Origin of the sequence: Janibacter sp. Y6 (assembly GCF_040900765.1) — a bacterium.
In the GTDB taxonomy this organism is placed as follows: Bacteria; Actinomycetota; Actinomycetes; order Actinomycetales; family Dermatophilaceae; genus Marihabitans; species Marihabitans melonis.
This window is the reverse complement of sequence record NZ_JAKLYZ010000002.1, coordinates 183,730-199,683: the sequence shown is the minus strand read 5'-3', so window position 1 is coordinate 199,683 and position 15,954 is coordinate 183,730. Positions and strand designations below refer to the sequence as shown.

The 15,954-nt window shown below is 74.8% G+C and carries 13 protein-coding genes; 11 read left to right on the top strand and 2 right to left on the bottom strand.

The genetic code is table 11. The annotated features are described in order from the left end of the window. Positions 1-28 precede the first annotated feature (28 nt). A complete protein-coding gene (locus tag L6241_RS05870; protein ID WP_368245351.1) occupies positions 29-1,432 on the top strand; it encodes a GntP family permease in 1,404 nt (467 codons plus the stop codon). Positions 1,433-1,495: 63 nt separating this feature from the next. Here the strand turns inward: L6241_RS05870 and L6241_RS05865 are convergent, their stop codons facing one another. Then, entirely contained in the window at positions 1,496-2,638 is a 1,143-nt protein-coding gene (locus tag L6241_RS05865; protein ID WP_368245350.1) for a diacylglycerol kinase family protein, read from the bottom strand. Positions 2,639-2,682: 44 nt separating this feature from the next. Between L6241_RS05865 and L6241_RS05860 the strand changes: the two genes are divergently transcribed. The 10 genes from L6241_RS05860 to L6241_RS05815 all read left to right on the top strand — a co-directional run bounded on the left by L6241_RS05860 (position 2,683) and on the right by L6241_RS05815 (position 15,428). Next, a complete protein-coding gene (locus L6241_RS05860; protein ID WP_368245349.1) occupies positions 2,683-3,996 on the top strand; it encodes a cation:proton antiporter in 1,314 nt (437 codons plus the stop codon). Positions 3,997-4,036: 40 nt separating this feature from the next. Beyond that, positions 4,037-5,356, top strand: coding sequence for a serine--tRNA ligase (serS, locus tag L6241_RS05855; protein WP_368245348.1), 1,320 nt, complete (start codon positions 4,037-4,039; stop codon positions 5,354-5,356). Beyond that, positions 5,356-6,792: a HAMP domain-containing sensor histidine kinase gene (locus tag L6241_RS05850; protein ID WP_123093061.1), complete on the top strand. Its 1,437-nt coding sequence runs from the start codon at positions 5,356-5,358 to the stop codon at positions 6,790-6,792. Before serS ends, L6241_RS05850 begins: the two co-directional genes overlap by 1 nt. A gap of 62 nt (positions 6,793-6,854) precedes the next feature. Beyond that, the gene (locus L6241_RS05845; protein WP_123093063.1) at positions 6,855-7,514 is read left to right on the top strand and encodes a response regulator transcription factor; all 660 of its coding nucleotides are present in this window, start codon (positions 6,855-6,857) and stop codon (positions 7,512-7,514) included. Between the two features lie 201 nt (positions 7,515-7,715). Then, on the top strand, positions 7,716-8,918 hold the full coding sequence (locus tag L6241_RS05840) for a glycosyltransferase family protein (RefSeq protein ID WP_368245347.1): 1,203 nt from the start codon (positions 7,716-7,718) through the stop codon (positions 8,916-8,918). Continuing rightward, positions 8,908-10,233, top strand: coding sequence for a glycosyltransferase family 4 protein (locus tag L6241_RS05835; protein ID WP_368245346.1), 1,326 nt, complete (start codon positions 8,908-8,910; stop codon positions 10,231-10,233). The genes L6241_RS05840 and L6241_RS05835 overlap by 11 nt, the downstream gene beginning before the upstream one ends. Further along, positions 10,230-11,387, top strand: coding sequence for a glycosyltransferase family 4 protein (locus L6241_RS05830; protein WP_368245345.1), 1,158 nt, complete (start codon positions 10,230-10,232; stop codon positions 11,385-11,387). Before L6241_RS05835 ends, L6241_RS05830 begins: the two co-directional genes overlap by 4 nt. Next, entirely contained in the window at positions 11,384-13,234 is a 1,851-nt protein-coding gene (locus L6241_RS05825; RefSeq protein WP_368245344.1) for an ABC transporter ATP-binding protein, read from the top strand. The genes L6241_RS05830 and L6241_RS05825 overlap by 4 nt, the downstream gene beginning before the upstream one ends. Continuing rightward, entirely contained in the window at positions 13,231-14,343 is a 1,113-nt protein-coding gene (locus L6241_RS05820; RefSeq protein ID WP_368245343.1) for an aminoglycoside phosphotransferase family protein, read from the top strand. Before L6241_RS05825 ends, L6241_RS05820 begins: the two co-directional genes overlap by 4 nt. Further along, on the top strand, positions 14,340-15,428 hold the full coding sequence (locus tag L6241_RS05815) for a hypothetical protein (RefSeq protein WP_368245342.1): 1,089 nt from the start codon (positions 14,340-14,342) through the stop codon (positions 15,426-15,428). The genes L6241_RS05820 and L6241_RS05815 overlap by 4 nt, the downstream gene beginning before the upstream one ends. On the opposite strand, the gene L6241_RS05810 is transcribed toward L6241_RS05815, so the two are convergent. Continuing rightward, a complete protein-coding gene (locus L6241_RS05810) occupies positions 15,414-15,815 on the bottom strand; it encodes a hypothetical protein (RefSeq protein ID WP_368245341.1) in 402 nt (133 codons plus the stop codon). The genes L6241_RS05815 and L6241_RS05810 overlap by 15 nt on opposite strands. Between the last annotated feature and the right edge of the window lie 139 nt (positions 15,816-15,954).

Genomic DNA, 15,954 nt, shown 5'->3' with positions numbered 1-15,954 from the left:
CGCGCGCACCCCGACGAGAGGTCACGTCATGGTCTTCGAGGACGCCCCACCGGTCGCCGCGTACGGCGCGCCGGTCATGCTGCTCATCGCGCTCGCCGCGGTGGCGCTGCTGCTCCTGCTCATCATCAAGCTGCGCATCCACGCCTTCGTCGCGCTCGTCCTCGTCAGCCTGCTGACGGCCGTCGCGACCCGCATCCCCCTCGCCGACGTGCCGTCGACCCTCCTCGACGGCTTCGGCGGCACCCTGGCCAACGTCGCCCTGCTCGTCGGGCTCGGCGTGATGATCGGTCGTCTGCTCGAGGTCACCGGCGGCGCCCAGGTGCTCGCCGACACCCTCATCGGACGCTTCGGCGAGAAGCGGGCCCCGCTCGCCCTCGGCGTCGCGTCCTTCCTCTTCGGCCTGCCGATCTTCTTCGACGCCGGTCTCGTCGTCATGCTGCCGATCATCTTCAGCGTCGCCCGGCGCTTCGGCGGCTCGGTGCTCACCTACGCCCTGCCCGCCGCCGGCGCCTTCGCCGTGACCCACGCCTTCGTCCCGCCGCACCCCGGACCGGTCGCCGCGGCCGGTCTCGTCGGTGCCGACGTCGGCCTCGTCATCGTGTTCGGCCTGCTCATCGGCATCCCGACGTGGTTCATCGCCTGCTACCTGTGGGGCCTGTGGGCCGGGCGCCGCTTCGAGCTGCCCGTCCCCGCGGCGATGACCGTCCAGGACGACCTCGAGGCGGAGGGCGGGGTCCGCGGCCCGCTGCCGTCCTTCGGCACCGTGCTGCTCATCCTCCTGCTGCCCTTCACCCTGATCTTCCTCAACACCGGCATCACCACCCTCGTGTCCACCGGCGCGATCGCCGAGGGCCAGGCCTGGGCCGACGGGCTCGTCCTGCTCGGCCAGACCCCGGTCGCCCTGCTCATCACCACCCTCGTCGCGATGGTCGTCCTCGGCTGGCGCACCCGCAGCCGCGACGAGGTGGAGACCCTGCTCGGCGACGCCCTCGGTCCCGTGTGCGTCGTCATCCTCGTCACCGGCGCGGGCGGCATGTTCGGCGGCGTGCTCCGCGCCTCGGGCATCGGCACGGCGCTCGAGAGCAGCCTGTCCTCCCTCGGCCTGCCCGTCACCGTCGCAGCATTCGTCGTCGCGGCGGCGCTGCGCGTCGCCCAGGGCAGCGCGACCGTCGCCCTCACCGTCGCCGGCGGCCTCATGGCGCCGACCGTCGAGGCGGCGAGCGGTCTGAGCAGCATCGACCTCGCGCTGATCGTCATCGCCATCGCCTGCGGTGCGACCGTCCTCTCGCACGTCAACGACTCGGGCTTCTGGCTCGTCAGCCGCTTCTTCGGCATGGACGAGAAGACGACCTTCAAGACGTGGACGGTCATGGAGACCCTCATCGGCGTCGTCGGCTTCGCCTTCGCCCTCACCCTCAGCCTGATCTTCTAGCCCGCACGACGGGCGAAGGGGTGGTCCCACCGGTCAGTGGGGCCACCCCTTCGTCGTCGTGGCTCAGCGCGAGCGGACGATGAGCGCCTGCCGGTCGACCGTGGCGACGACGTGGCGCGCCTCGCCGAGGACGTCGCCGTCGACCTGCACCGGGTGGGGCTCGTCGACCTCGACCTCGAAGCGCTCGCCCGACGTGCGGGCGAGGTGGGGCATGTCGCGCTCGGAGCGCGAGAGGACGCTTCCGGCCAGCGAGGCCCAGCCGACGATCGTCCGGGGGCTGACGACGACGCAGTCGAGCCGGCCGTCGTCGATCTGCGCCGAGGGCATGAGCTGGATGCCGCCGGTGAGCGTGCCGCAGTTGCCGAAGACGATGGTGCGCGCGGCGACGGGGGTCTGCTCCTGGCCGTCGACGCTCCACCGGATCTTGAAGCGGCGCACGAAGATCTTGCCCAGTCCGGTCGCGAAGTACGCGGGCCAGCCGACGCTCTTCTTCAGGCCCTCGCTCGTGCTGCCCATGATCTCGGCGTCGAAGCCCATGCCGGCCATGACGAGGAAGGGGTGGCGGCGCACGGGCTCGCCGCGCACCGGCTCTTCCGCCTGGCCCTCGTCGTCGGCGACGACCTCGGCCACGGGGTCGAGGTCGAGCCAGGCGACGTCGATCGCCTTGTTGCGACCGGTGCACGCGACCTCGAAGGCTGCCTCGAGGTCGCCGGCGGGGATGTCGAGGTTGCGGGCGAGGAGGTTGCCCGTGCCGCGGGGGAGCAAGCCCATCGGGGTGCGGGTGCCGGCGAGCGCCGCGGCGACCGCGCGGGTCGTGCCGTCGCCGCCGAGGGGGCAGACGAGGTCGACGCCCTGCTCGAGGGCGAGACGGGCCTGGCCGGTGCCGGGGTCCTCGGCGGTCGTCTCGAGGACGACGGGGTCGTCCCAGCCCAGCCGGGCGCTGGCCTGGGCCAGGCTCGCGCGGGTCGCCGCGAGGTCGTCGACCTTCGTCGGGTTGACGACGACGGCGGCACGCGGACGGCGCGGGGGCTCCGCCTCCGGGTCGGCCTCGGGGCGGAAGGCGCTGCGCGGGGGACGACGGGCGCGGTGCCGGCCACGTCCCCGCGGGCCGGGGTCGGGGTCTGTGAGGACCATCCACACGACGAGCGCGCACAGCAGGAGGCAGAGCGCGACGGCGAGCGCGAGCAGGGTCCAAGGTCCAGGCACGTCGGCGACCGTACCCCGCCCCGGGCCGGAGGTAGCCTGCGGGCATGTCTGCCGACGCCGTCTACCTCGTGGCCGGTGTCGCGCTCCTCGTCGGGGTCGTCCTGCCCGCGCTGCTCGACCGCCTGTCGCTGTCGGTGCCGATGGTGCTCATCGGGGTGGGCATGCTCGTCGGGCTGCTGTCCCTGCCGGTGGGCACCAACCTCGACCCCATCGACCTGCGCCCGACGATCGAGCACGTCGCCGAGCTCGCCGTGCTCGTCGCGCTCATGGGGGTTGGTCTCGCCCTGGACCGACCGCTGTCGCTGCGGCGGCGGGGCTCGTGGCGGGCCTGGGGCGCCACCTGGCGCCTGCTCCTCGTCGCCATGCCGCTGTGCATCGGCGCGGTCTTCGTCCTCGGCCACTGGGTGCTCGGGCTGGCCCCGGCCGCCGCGCTCCTGCTCGGCGCGGTGCTCGCGCCGACCGACCCCGTGCTCGCCGGCGACGTCCAGGTCGAGGGCCCCGACATCGAGACCACCCCCGAGGAGCTCGACGAGGAGGACGAGGTGCGCTTCTCGCTCACCTCCGAGGCGGGCCTCAACGACGGGCTCGCCTTCCCCTTCGTCTACGCGGCGATCTTCCTCGTCACCCTCGGCTCGCCCCTGGAGTGGGGGCTGCAGTGGCTGGCCTGGGACCTCGTCGGTCGGGTGGTCATCGGTGTCGGGGTCGGCTGGCTCGTCGGCCGGGTGCTCGCGGCGCTCGCCTTCCGCGCCCCCGCGAAGTCGTTGCGCACCGCCGAGACCGGCGAGCCGCTGCTCGCGCTCGCGGCGATCCTCGGCGCGTACGGCGCGGCCGAGGTCGCCCAGGGCTACGGCTTCCTCGCCGTCTTCACCTGCGCGATGACGCTGCGCTCGCTCGAGCGGGACAGCGAGTACCACCGCCACATGCACGAGGTCGTCGAGCGTCTCGAGCGACTCATGGTCCTCATCATCTTGCTCTTCATCGGCATCGAGCTCACCCGTGGCGTGCTCGCCGACCTCGACTGGCGCGGTGTCCTCGCCGGGCTCTCCCTCATCCTCGTCATCCGCCCGCTCGCGGCGATGCTCTCCCTGCGGTTCGGCGTGCGGCGCGGCGAGGACCTGTGCGGCCTCGACCGGCGCGAGCGGGCGGTCGTCGCCTTCTTCGGCGTGCGCGGGATCGGCTCGGTGTACTACCTCGCCTACGCGCTCGGCCAGGCGGAGTTCCCCGACGCCCGGTGGTTGTGGTCGACCGTCGCCTTCACCATCGTCGCCTCCGTCGTCATCCACGGCGTGAGCGTCAACCCCGCGATGCGGTGGGTCGAGCGGCACCGCGGGCCGCAGGCGGAGGTCACCTCGACCTAGCCCGACGGGGGAGCGGCCGCGTCGCCGATATCCTCGGCGGGTGATCGACATCAAGCAGCTGCGTGACCAGCCCGACCTCGTCCGCGCGAGCCAGCGCGCCCGGGGCGAGGACGACTCCGTGGTCGACGCGATCCTCGCCGCCGACGAGCGCCGTCGCTCCGCCATCGCCAGCTTCGAGTCGGTCCGCGCCGAGCAGAAGTCCTCGGGCAAGGGCCTCGGCCCGATCATGGGCAAGATCAAGGCCGCCCAGACGTCCGGCGAGGACACGAGCGCCCTGCAGGCCGAGGCCGACGAGCTCAAGGCGAAGGGGGCGGCGCTCGCCGCGGAGGTCAAGCGGCTCGACGCGGCCCAGGGCGAGGCCCAGGCCGAGCTCGACCGGCTGCTGCGCACGGTGGGCAACGTCATCGAGCCCGGCGTCCCGACCGGCGGCGAGGACGACTACGTCGTGCTCGACGAGGTCGGCACCGCGCGGGACTTCGCGGCCGAGGGCTTCGAGCCGCGCGACCACCTCGAGCTCGCCGAGGGCCTGGGCGCCCTCGACATGGAGCGCGGGGCGAAGGTCAGCGGCTCGCGCTTCTACTTCCTCACCGGCATCGGCGCGCAGCTCGAGCTCGCGCTGCTCAACATGGCGGTCGCCCAGGCGACGGCGGCCGGCTTCACCCTGATGATCACGCCGGCGCTCGTGTCGCGCGACGTCATGGCCGGGGCGGGCTTCATCGACAGCCACGAGGAGGAGGTGTACCACCTGCCGGCGGACGACCTCTTCCTCACCGGGACCTCCGAGGTGGCCCTCGCGGGCTACCACTCGGGCGAGATCATCGACCTCGCCGACGGCCCGCGCCGCTACGCCGGGTGGTCGACCTGCTTCCGCCGCGAGGCCGGCAGCTACGGCAAGGACACCCGCGGCATCATCCGCGTCCACCAGTTCAACAAGCTCGAGATGTTCGTCTACTGCGACCCGGCCGACGCCGCCGCCGAGCACGAGCGCCTCCTCGCCTGGGAGCGCGAGATGCTCGCGAAGGTCGAGCTGCCCTACCGCGTCATCGACACCGCGGCCGGCGACCTCGGCGGGCCGGCCGCCCGCAAGCTCGACTGCGAGGCGTGGGTGCCGACCCAGGGCCGCTACCGCGAGCTCACCTCGACGTCGAACTGCACGACCTACCAGGCGCGCCGTCTGGGCACGCGCTTCAAGGACGGCGACGGGCGCACCCAGGTCGCGGCCACGCTCAACGGCACGCTCGCGACGACCCGCTGGCTCGTCGCGATCCTCGAGAACCACCAGCAGCCGGACGGGTCGGTGCGCGTGCCGGAGGCGCTGCGTCCCTTCCTCGGCAAGGACGTCCTCACCCCCCTTCGCTGATGGTCGGGCGCCAGCACGGCATCGCCGGGCGGCTCGTCGCCCTGGTGACGGCCACGCTGGCGCTCGCGCTCGTCCTCGCCGGCGTCATCGCCTACGTCGTCCAGCGCGCCGAGGTCCTCGAGCAGGCCGACGGCGAGCTGCTCCAGGAGGTCGAGGAGCTGCGCCAGCTCTCCGACCAGTCCGCCGCCGACCGGCCCTACCGCGACGTCGGGGTCCTCCTCGAGGACTTCCTGCGCTTCAGCGTGCCCGGCAGCGACGAGTCGATGATCGCCTTCGTCGGCGACTCGCGCGTGCCGGCCCTCGTCTCCGGCGGCGAGCGCCGCATCGACCTCACCGAGCCGGCCGTCATCGACGCGGTGCTCACCCAGCGCCGGCCGGACGAGACCGTGCTGACCACCGTCGAGACGCCGACCCAGGACCTGCGCATCGCGATCACCCCGGTGCAGGGCGACGACGGCCAGGGCACGCTCGTCGTCGGCATCGACCGCGGGGCGCGCCTCGACCGGGTCGACTCCCTCCTCAGCGCCTACGGGGTCGGTGCCCTGCTCACCCTCCTGCTCGCCGGTGCCGTCCTCCTCGTCGCCGTGCGCCGCCTGCTCTCCCCGCTCGGCGACCTCGTCGAGGCGGCCGAGCAGATCGACGACCGCGAGCTCTCGCGCCGGGTCGTCGTGCCCGAGCAGCGCACCGAGGTGGCCTCGCTCGCGACCTCGCTCAACACGATGCTCGAGCGGCTCGAGTCCTCCTTCGTCGCCCAGCGCCGCTTCCTCGACGACACCGCGCACGAGCTGCGCACCCCGCTGACGATCATGCGGGGCAACCTCGAGGTGCTCGACGCCGAGGACGTCGAGGACGTCGAGGCGACCCGCCACATCGAGCTCGTCGAGATCGACCGCATGCGCCGCATCGTCGACGACCTGCTCCTCCTCGCCCGGCTCGACCGGCCCGACTTCGTGCGCCCGGCCCCCATCGACGCTCGCGACCTCCACGCCGACCTCCTCGCGCTCGTCCCCGCGCTCGGCGACCACGAGTGGGTCGACGACGGGTGCGTCGAGGGCGTCGTCCACGTCGACCGCGACCGGGTCGTCCAGGCCGTGCAGCAGCTGTGCGCCAACGCCGTGAAGTTCTCCGAGCCCGGCTCGCAGATCCGGCTGCGCACCGCCTGGCGCGGGGCGGGCGAGGACCGCGCGCTCGTGCTCTCCGTCGCCGACGACGGGGTCGGCATCGCCCCAGAGGAGCAGGAGGCGGTCTTCGAGCGCTTCGGCCGCGCCGAGGGCCAGCGCGCCGTCGAGGGCAGCGGCCTCGGGCTGCCCATCGTGCGGGCCATCGCCCACGCCCACGGCGGCGAGATCGAGCTCGACTCGCGACCGGGGGAGGGGAGCACCTTCTCCCTCGTCGTCCCGGCGCCCGAGCCCGAGCCGTCACCGCGGGCTCGGTAGCCTGGCCGCACCCGGGCACCCGCCCGACCCGGACCGTCCCCGGCCCGCAGGAGGGCACACCCATGGCGCGCATCCTCATCGTCGAGGACGAGGAGCACCTCTCCCGCTTCATCGACAAGGGCCTGCGCAAGGCCGGCTTCGAGACCGTCGTCGCCGCGGACGGCATGACCGCGCTCGAGCACGCGACCGGCGGCGGCGTCGACCTCGTCGTCCTCGACGTCGGGCTGCCGCGCATGGACGGCTTCACGGTGCTCAAGCTCATCCGCGGCATGGACGTCGAGGTGCCGGTCATCATGTGCACCGCACGTGACTCCGCCGACGACAAGGTCGCCGGTCTCGAGGGCGGCGCCGACGACTACCTCGCCAAGCCGTACACCTTCGCCGAGCTGCTCGCCCGGATCCGGCTGCGGCTGCGCGACCGCGCCCCCGGCACCCCCGAGGTCACGGTGCTCGAGCGCGGCGAGGTCTCGCTCGACGTCGTCGCCCGTGAGGTGCGCCTCGACGGCGCCCCGGTGACCCTGTCGGCGCGCGAGTTCTCGTTGCTGCGCACCTTCCTCGAGCACCCCGGTCAGGTGCTCTCGCGCGAGCAGCTCATCGAGCGCGTCTGGGACGGCGCCGAGACGAGCAGCAACGTCGTCGACGTCTACATCGGCTACCTGCGGCACAAGATCGGCGCCGAGCGGATCGTCACCGTCCGCGGGCTGGGCTACCGCCTCGCCTGAGCCGCCCGGCTCCCCCCTTCGCCCTCGCCCCCCTTCGCCGAGGTATGGCAATCGGTCGACCAGACCCCCCTCTGGCCTACAGATCTCCATACTTCGCGAAGGGGGGGCGACGGGGGTGGGCGAAGGGGGAGCCCTGCGCGGATGAGAGGGCTCTCACCATCGGCTCACGGGCGGCTCATCGCGACGCAGTTGCATGTCCCCATGCGCATCGCCACCTCGCCCGCACCGACCTCAGCGCCCCTGCGCGTCGCGCTGTACTCCCACGACTCGGTGGGGCTGGGCCACCAGCGCCGCAACCTCGCCATAGCCCACGCCCTGCGGACCCACCTGCCGGCCCTCACCGGGCGTGAGGTCACCGGGCTGCTCCTCACCGGCGTCGAGCGGGTCGTCGGCCACCTGCCGGCCGACTTCGACGTCGTGCGCCTGCCGGGCATCGCCAAGGACGCCCACGGCTACGCGCCGCGCGAGATGAGCGTGCCGATGACCGACCTCATCGACGTGCGTCGCGCGATCCTCTCCGGCGCGCTCGGGGCCCTCGCCCCCGACCTCGTCGTCGTCGACCGGCACGCCTTCGGCGTCGACGACGAGCTGCTCGAGCCCCTGCGCCGGCTGCGCCGCGAGCAGCCCGGCACCCGCGTCGTCCTCGGGCTGCGCGAGGTGCTCGACGAGCCCGAGGTCGCCGTGCGCGAGTGGCGTCGCGTCGGCTCCGAGCGGGTGCGCGAGCTCTTCGACGCGATCTGGGTCTACGGCGACGAGCGGGTCACCGACCTGCGCGCCACGGGCGCCGTGCCCGCCGAGCTGCACGACCTCGTCGTCCACACCGGCTACCTCTCCGCCGACCGCGCGACCCGCAGCTTCTTGCGCGAGCTGCAGCGCCCGTACCTGCTGACGACCGTCGGCGGCGGGCACGACGGCGAGGACCTGTGCCGGGCCGCGGTCCAGGCGCCGGTCCCCGAGGGCCTCGGCCACGTCGTCGTCGTGGGCCCCCAGGCGACCCCGAGCCGGCGCGAGGAGCTGCAGGCACTCGCCGGGCCGCGCACCGAGGTGCTCGACGAGGTGCCCGAGGGCCTGCTGGCCATCCGCTCCGCCGAGGCCGTCGCCTGCATGGGCGGCTACAACACCGTGTGCGAGGTGATGAGCACCGACCGACCCGCCGTCGTCGTGCCCCGGGAGGAGCCCCGCCAGGAGCAGCTCATCCGGGCCCGCTCGCTCGAGGCCACCGGCGCCGTCGACGTCATCCGCGCCGCCGAGCTCACCCCCGAGCGGCTCGGCCGCTGGTTCGCCGACAACCTCCACCGCAGCGTCGACCGCAGCCACCTGCGCCGCGACGGGCTGGCCGCCGTCGCCGGCCACGCGGCCGATCTGCTCGCCACGACCCCCCAGGACATCCGCCATGCGGTCTGAGACCCTCGCCCCCGCGCGCACCAGCGCCCCGCCGTCGCCGTCCGCCCCGCCGTCGACGACGCCGTCCCCGACCACCGTGTCGTGCGGCGCCCCCACGACGGCCACCGAGCGCGTCGGCTACGTCGTCAAGGTCTACCCGCGCTTCTCGGAGACCTTCGTCGTCACCGAGGTCCTCGCCCGCGAGGCCCAGGGCGAGGCGCTCGAGATCTTCGCGCTGCGCCCGACGACCGACACCCACTTCCACCCGGCGCTCGCCCGCGTGCACGCCCCCGTCACCTACCTGCCCCGCGCCCTCAAGGCCTCCGAGCTGTGGGCGAGCATCGCCCGCGCCCATGCCGTGCTGCCCGACCTCGGGCCGCGCCTGGCCGAGCTGCTTCCCCTCACGACGCGGCTGGCCGCGGACGAGGTCGCCCAGGGCGTCGAGCTCGCGATCGCCGTGCGCACCCGGGGGATCACCCGGCTGCACGCGCACTTCGCCTCGGCCCAGGCCCGCGTCGCCGCGGTGGCCGCGCACCTCGCCCAGGTCCCGTGGAGCGTCACCACCCACGCCAAGGACATCTTCCACGACGAGGTCGACCTCGACCTGCTCGCCGACCTGCTGCACGGCGCGAGCACGGTCGTCGCGATCAGCGCGTACAACGAGCAGCACCTCGGCCGGGTCGCGCCGCGGGCCCGCGTCGCCCGGGTCGCGAACGGGCTCGACCTCACCGGCTTCGGCTACCGCGAGCCGGGGCCGGTCACGGGCCCCCTTCGCGTCCTCGCCGTCGGCCGGCTCGTCGAGAAGAAGGGCTTCGACGTCCTCCTCGACGCGCTCGCGGCCGCCCGCGCCGCCGGGCTCGAGGTCCGCGCGGAGGTCGCCGGGGCCGGTGAGCTCGGCCCCGACCTCGTCGCCCGCACCCACGCGCTCGGTCTCGACGACGTCGTCACCTGGCTGGGCGCGCGGCCGCAGGACGAGGTGCTGGCGCTGCTGCGGCAGGCCGACGTCTTCGTCGCGCCGTGCGTCGTCGGCGCCGACGGCAACGCCGACGGGCTGCCGACGGTCATCCTCGAGGCCATGGCGGTGGGCACGCCCGTCATCTCGACCGCCGTCACCGGGATCCCCGAGGTCGTCCGCGGCACCGTGGCCGACCCCGTCACCGGGGTGCTCCTCGAGCCGGGGGACCCGAGCGCGCTGGTCGACGCGCTGCGCGCCGTCGCGGCCGACGCCTTCCCCCGCGCCGACGTCGCCCGCCGCGCCCGTGACCTCGTCGAGCGCGACCACGACACCACCCGCCAGGCCGCCCTCCTGGCCCGTTCGACAGGAGCCGTCGCATGAGAGTCGCCTACGTCTGCGCCGACCCCGGCGTCCCCGCCTTCGGCACGAAGGGGGCCTCGGTCCACATCCAGGAGATGGTCCGGGCCTGGCGGGCGAAGGGGGCGCAGGTCCACCTCTACGTCGTCCGCACCGGAGACCACGTGCCCGACGACCTCCTCGACGTCCCGGTGACCCACGTGCCGGTCGGCCGAGCGGCCGACGGCGGGACGGCCGGGCGCGAGCGCGCCCAGCAGGTCGCCGCGGACGCGCTGGCCCGGGCCGTGCTCGCCGACGGCGCGGACGTCGTGCACGAGCGCTACTCCCTCTTCTCCACCGCCCTCGCGCAGGTGACGGCCCGCACCGGCGCCGTCGGCCTGCTCGAGGTCAACGCCCCGCTCGTCGAGGAGCAGGCCCAGCACCGCGAGCTAGTCGACACCGCGGGCGCCCTGGAGGCGCTCCGGACCCAGGCGGCGGCCGCCGACCGGGTGCTCGCCGTCTCCGGCCCCGTGTCGGACTGGGTGCGCACGCACGTGCCCTCGGCGCGGGTCGTCATCGCCCCCAACGGCGTCGACCCCGGTCGCATCCACGCCGTCGTGCCCGACCGCGTGGGCGCGCCGGTCGTCGTCTTCGTCGGCACGCTCAAGCCGTGGCACGGCGTCGAGCACCTGCTCGACGCGGCCGCCCTGGCCCGTCGACCGTGGCAGGTGCGCGTCGTCGGCGACGGCCCTCAGGCGAGCGCCCTGCGCGAGCGCGCCGACCGGCTCGGCCTGAGCGTCGACTTCCGCGGGGCGGTGACCCCGCAGGAGGTGCCCACGCACCTCGAGGGAGCCGCGGTCGCGGTCGCGCCCTACCCGGCGGGGCAGGACCAGTACTTCTCGCCGCTCAAGGTGCTCGAGTACAGCGCCGCCGCCCTGCCCGTCGTCGCGAGCGACGTCGGCCAGCTCGGCGACCTCGTCCACGACGGCGTCACCGGGCTGCTCGTGCCGCCGTCGGACCCCGAGGCGCTCGCCGCCGCCGTCGACGCGCTCGTGTCCGTCCCCGACCGCGCCGAGCGGATGGGCCGCGCCGGCCGCCGCCGGGTCGTGCGCCAGCACACCTGGCTCCACGTGCTCGACCGCGCGACGGGCGGGCTGGCCCTGCCCTGGGCGGGCGCGTGCGAGGAGGCGACGGCATGAGCCGCGACCAGGGCGCGCTGCGCCGGACCCTCGGCGTCCTGCGGCCCCACCTGCCCGAGCAGCGCCTGCTCATCGGGGCCGGCGCCCTTGCCCTCGTCCTCGAGGTGCTCTTCCGGGTCCTCGAGCCGTGGCCGGTCAAGGTCGTCGTCGACGCCGTGACCCGCTCGCTCGGCGCCGACCTCGCGACGAGCGGACCGGAGGCCGGACCCGCGCTGCTCGGCGCCGCCGCGCTCGCGACGATCGCCCTCGTCGGGCTGCGCGCGGTGTGCAACTACCTCGCGACGATCGCCTTCGCGCTCGTCGGCAGCCGCGTCGCCACCCAGCTGCGCCAGCGCACCTTCGACCACGTCACCGCGCTGTCGAAGGGGTACCACTCGCGCAACGGGTCGGCCGACATCGTGCAGCGGCTCGTCGGCGACGTCGGCAAGCTCCAGGAGGTCGCGGTCACCGCGGGTCTGCCGCTGCTCGTCAACGTCTTCACCCTCGTCGTCATGACCGGCGTGATGATCTGGCTCGACCCGCTCCTCGCGCTCGTCGTCGTCGCCGCGTCGCTCGTCTTCGTGCTCCTCTCGCGTGGCAGCACGAGCCAGATCACCGTCGCCTCGCGCAAGACGCGCCGTAGCGAGGGCGAGCTGGCCGGGGTCGCGCAGGAGGCCATCGGCGCGATCCCCGTCGTCCAGGCGTACACGCTCGAGGGCGCGCTCTCCCGCTCCTTCGGCGGGAGCAACGACCGGGCGCTGCGCGACGGGGTGAGGGCCCGTCGCCTCGCCGCCGGTCTCGAGCGCTCGACCGACGTCGTCGTCGGGCTCGCGACGGCCGCCGTGATCTTCGTCGGCGGCTGGCGGGTCGTGCAGCAGGTGACGACCCCCGGCGACCTCGTCCTCTTCCTCACCTACCTCAAGACCTCGATGAAGCCGCTGCGCGACATCGCGAAGTACACCGGGCGGATCTCGCGCTCGGCCGCCTCGGGCGAGCGGGTCGCCGACCTGCTCGACGAGGTGCCGGAGATCCTCTCGCCGCAGGAGCCCGTGCGCCCCTCCCGCGTCCGCGGTGCGCTCACGCTGCGCGACGTCGTCGCCGGGTACGGCCCCGGCCGGCGGGTGCTCGACCGCGTCGACCTCGACATCCCCGCCGGCCAGCGGGTCGCCCTCGTCGGCCCGAGCGGGTCCGGCAAGTCCACGCTCACCGCGCTGCTCGCCCGGCTGCAGGACCCCCAGGGCGGCTCGGTCCGGCTCGACGGGCACGACCTGCGCGACCTCGAGCTGTCGCTCGTGCGTCGTGAGGTCACCCTCCTGCTGCAGGAGTCCGTGCTCTTCACCGGCACCATCGCCGACAACATCCGTCAGGGGCGGCCGGACGCCACCCTCGAGGAGATGTGGGAGGCCGCCCGTCGGGCTCGCGCCCACGACTTCGTCATGGAGCAGCCCGACGCCTACGAGACGGTCGTCGGCGAGCGCGGCTCGACGCTGTCGGGCGGGCAGCGCCAGCGCATCGCCATCGCTCGGGCGATGCTGCGCGACAGCGCCGTCGTCGTGCTCGACGAGGCGACGAGCGGGCTCGACCCGAAGAACGCCGCCGCCGTGCGGACCGGCCTGGACGAGCTGACCCGGGGTCGCACGACGCTCGTCGTCACGCACGACGAGCAGACCGCGCGGGCGTGCGACCGCATCATCTGGCTCGAGGACGGCCGGGTGCGCTGGGACGGAGGCCCCCACGACGAGATGCCGAGCGGCCATGCCTTCCGACCCGACGACGGGGACGAGGCGCGCGCCCCCTTCGTCCCGGGCGACCGCCGGGTCGACCGGGACGGCGCCGAGGACACCGTGCCGATCCCGGTGCGGGCATGAGCCGCCACGCGACGCTGCGCGTCGCCCTCGACCCGGACCGGGTCGGCGAGCTGCTCGGCGCCGACGTGCGGGTCACCCGTCTGCGGCACAAGCCGGGGCAGTACACCGTCGCGGCGCTCGCCGACGCGACCGGCCCGACCGGCTGGCTGCGGCTCACCCCTCACCAGGACCGCGCGGCGCGCGACGCGGAACGCGCGGCGCGCGTCGGGCGTCGGGTCGAGGTGGTCGAGGCCGACGGCCTCGTCCTCGTGCACGGCGACCTGTGGACCGACCCCCGTCTGGCGCGGGTGCTGCACCGTGCGGCCGATCTCGTCGACGCCTCCGTCGTCGTGCGGCACAACCCGCTGCGCCGCCTCGTCCTGCGGCGCGGCACGACGCAGATCCGCGTCACGACGAAGGCCCAGCCCGACGTGCACCGGCTCGTCCCCGCCCTCGCGGAGGAGAGCCTGGCCGCGGCCCCCCGCGGGCGCGCCTCGAGCCGGGTCACCCGGTGGGAGTGGGTGCCGGGCGAGAGCCTCGACGCCGTCTCCGGCCGCGGAGACCTCGGCGCGCGTCGCGCCGGCGAGATCGCCGGCGGGCTGCTCGCCCGGCTGCACCAGGTCCCCGCACCAGCCGGTGCGCACGAGCGGCTGCCGCAGCGCGCGGGCTGGGACGACGGGGCCCTGCGCGCCACCGCCCGAGGTCTGGCCGAGGTCGACGCCGAGCTCGGTGCTCGCGCCGCCGGTCTCGTCGACCGGCTCCCCGCGGTCCCCGTCGGCGCACCGGTTCTGCTGCACGGCGACTGGTCGAGCGACCAGCTCGTCGTCGGCGAGCACGGCGCGCGGATGATCGACCTCGACCGGGCCGGCTCCGGGCCGGCGCTGCGGGACCTCGCCTCCTATCTCGCCGTCGAGGCGCTGCGGACCGGCGACCCCGAGGGGGCGGGCGCGGCCGGGCTGCGCACCGGGTACGAGGAGGGCGGCGAGAGCTGGCCCGGCGACGCCGCGGTGCGGTCGGCGAGCGCGGCCGCTCTCCTGTCCCGGGCGAAGGAGCCCCTGCGCCGGGCGGAGCCGACGTGGCGCGACGGGGTCGGGTGCACCCTCGACCTCGCCGAGGAGCTGCTGCGATGAGCGTCGTGCCCGAGCGGGTCGACCTCGGCGGGGACGAGCTGCGCGTCGGTCGGGCCTGGCCGAAGGACCTGTCCGCCGACCGGCTCTCTCTACGCGTCGAGGGCCGCGACGGCTCCGACCGGCTGCGCGCCGGCGAGCTCGACCTCACCCGGTCGCGCGGACGCTGGCAGGTCGGCGAGGTGAGGGTCCTCCCCTTCGCGACCGACCCGCGTCTGCCCGGGCTGGCCGGGCTCGACGGCACCCTGCTCGTCCACCGCGGCGGCCGTCGAGCGGTGCTGCGCGAGGCCGGGTCCTACACGAAGGTCGTCCGCCCGGGTGCGCTGGACGCGGTGCTGCAGGCCCATCGCACCGGAGCCCGGCTCGCCGCACGCGCCGGCTGGGCCGCCCCCGCCGCCGAGGTGGTGCCGGGTCAGCCCGGGACGATCCGGCTGAGCACCGTGCCCGGCGCGCCCCTGCACGACCTCGGATTGCGCGGTGACGAGGAGGCGGTGCGCAGGGGGTGGGGCGCCTTCGCCGAGGGCTGGCCCGAGGTCGTCGCCGGTGACGCGAGCGAGCTGCCCGCGCACGACGCGAGCGCCGAGGTCCAGGTCGCTGAGCGGGCCGTGCGTCAGGCCCTCGACGCGTGGTCGCCCCCGGCGCAGGTCCGCCTGGGCGTCGAGCGAGCGCTCGACATCACGGTCGCCGCGCTGCTCGACGACGCGGGGGGCCCCGCCGTGCCCAGCCATCGCGACCTCCACGACAAGCAGCTGCTCGTCGGCGAGGGTCTCGGGCTGCTCGACCTCGACACCGCCGCTCGTGCCGAGCCCGAGCTCGACCTGGCCAACCTCCTCGAGCACGTGCGCCTGCGCGGCCGGCAGGGACTGTGGTCGCCGGCGGTCGTCGCGCTCGGCGAGGAGGGCGTGCGCCGGGCCGCCGAGCGGGTCGGTGCCGACCCGCGGCGGCTGGCCGCCTACCGCGCCGCGACCCGGCTGCGCCTCGCGGGGATCTACCTCTTCCGGCCGAGATGGGCGGGTCTCGCCCGCACCGAGCTCGAGCTGGTGGCGTCGGCACCGCCTCTCATGAGAGCGCTCTCATGCGGGTCTTAGCGCGCCGTCATGCTCGGCTGGGAGGCTGGGCGTCATGAAGGTCATGGCAGCAGTCGTCGGGTTCCTCCTCGTGGGCGCCGCATCGGTCCTGCTCTGGGTCCAGGCGAGCGCCCCCACTCCCGAGACCGTCCCGGGCGTGCGCATCGGCAGCGCGACCACGGAGCCCGCGGCCCGCAGCACCTCGAGCAGCTCGAGCAGCTCGACGTCCTCCTCGACGAGCTCCTCCTCGACGAGCTCCTCCTCGACGAGCTCCTCCTCGAAGAGCTCGTCGACGAAGAGCTCGTCGTCGAAGACCCCGACGAGGCCCACGTCCTCGACGACCCGCACCCCGACGCGCACGACGACCGCACCGCCCTCGCCGCGCACCGTCGCCCCGAGCCCGCGCACCTACGACGACGACGACGATGACGACGTCGAGACCGAGGACCGCGACGACGACGAGTGGGACGACGACTGAGGCCACCCCCTTCGCCCGTCTGCTGGCTCCCGTGCGCCGTGTCTCCGTCTCGCGACGGAGGCGCGGCGC

Coding starts and splice junctions, on each gene's coding strand:
- L6241_RS05845 (WP_123093063.1), top strand. CDS start 6,855: ATGGCGCGCATCCTCATCGTCGAGGACGAGGAGCACCTCTCCCGCTTC.
- L6241_RS05825 (WP_368245344.1), top strand. CDS start 11,384: ATGAGCCGCGACCAGGGCGCGCTGCGCCGGACCCTCGGCGTCCTGCGG.
- L6241_RS05815 (WP_368245342.1), top strand. CDS start 14,340: ATGAGCGTCGTGCCCGAGCGGGTCGACCTCGGCGGGGACGAGCTGCGC.
- L6241_RS05820 (WP_368245343.1), top strand. CDS start 13,231: ATGAGCCGCCACGCGACGCTGCGCGTCGCCCTCGACCCGGACCGGGTC.
- L6241_RS05850 (WP_123093061.1), top strand. CDS start 5,356: ATGGTCGGGCGCCAGCACGGCATCGCCGGGCGGCTCGTCGCCCTGGTG.
- L6241_RS05870 (WP_368245351.1), top strand. CDS start 29: ATGGTCTTCGAGGACGCCCCACCGGTCGCCGCGTACGGCGCGCCGGTC.
- L6241_RS05840 (WP_368245347.1), top strand. CDS start 7,716: ATGCGCATCGCCACCTCGCCCGCACCGACCTCAGCGCCCCTGCGCGTC.
- L6241_RS05860 (WP_368245349.1), top strand. CDS start 2,683: ATGTCTGCCGACGCCGTCTACCTCGTGGCCGGTGTCGCGCTCCTCGTC.
- L6241_RS05835 (WP_368245346.1), top strand. CDS start 8,908: ATGCGGTCTGAGACCCTCGCCCCCGCGCGCACCAGCGCCCCGCCGTCG.
- L6241_RS05830 (WP_368245345.1), top strand. CDS start 10,230: ATGAGAGTCGCCTACGTCTGCGCCGACCCCGGCGTCCCCGCCTTCGGC.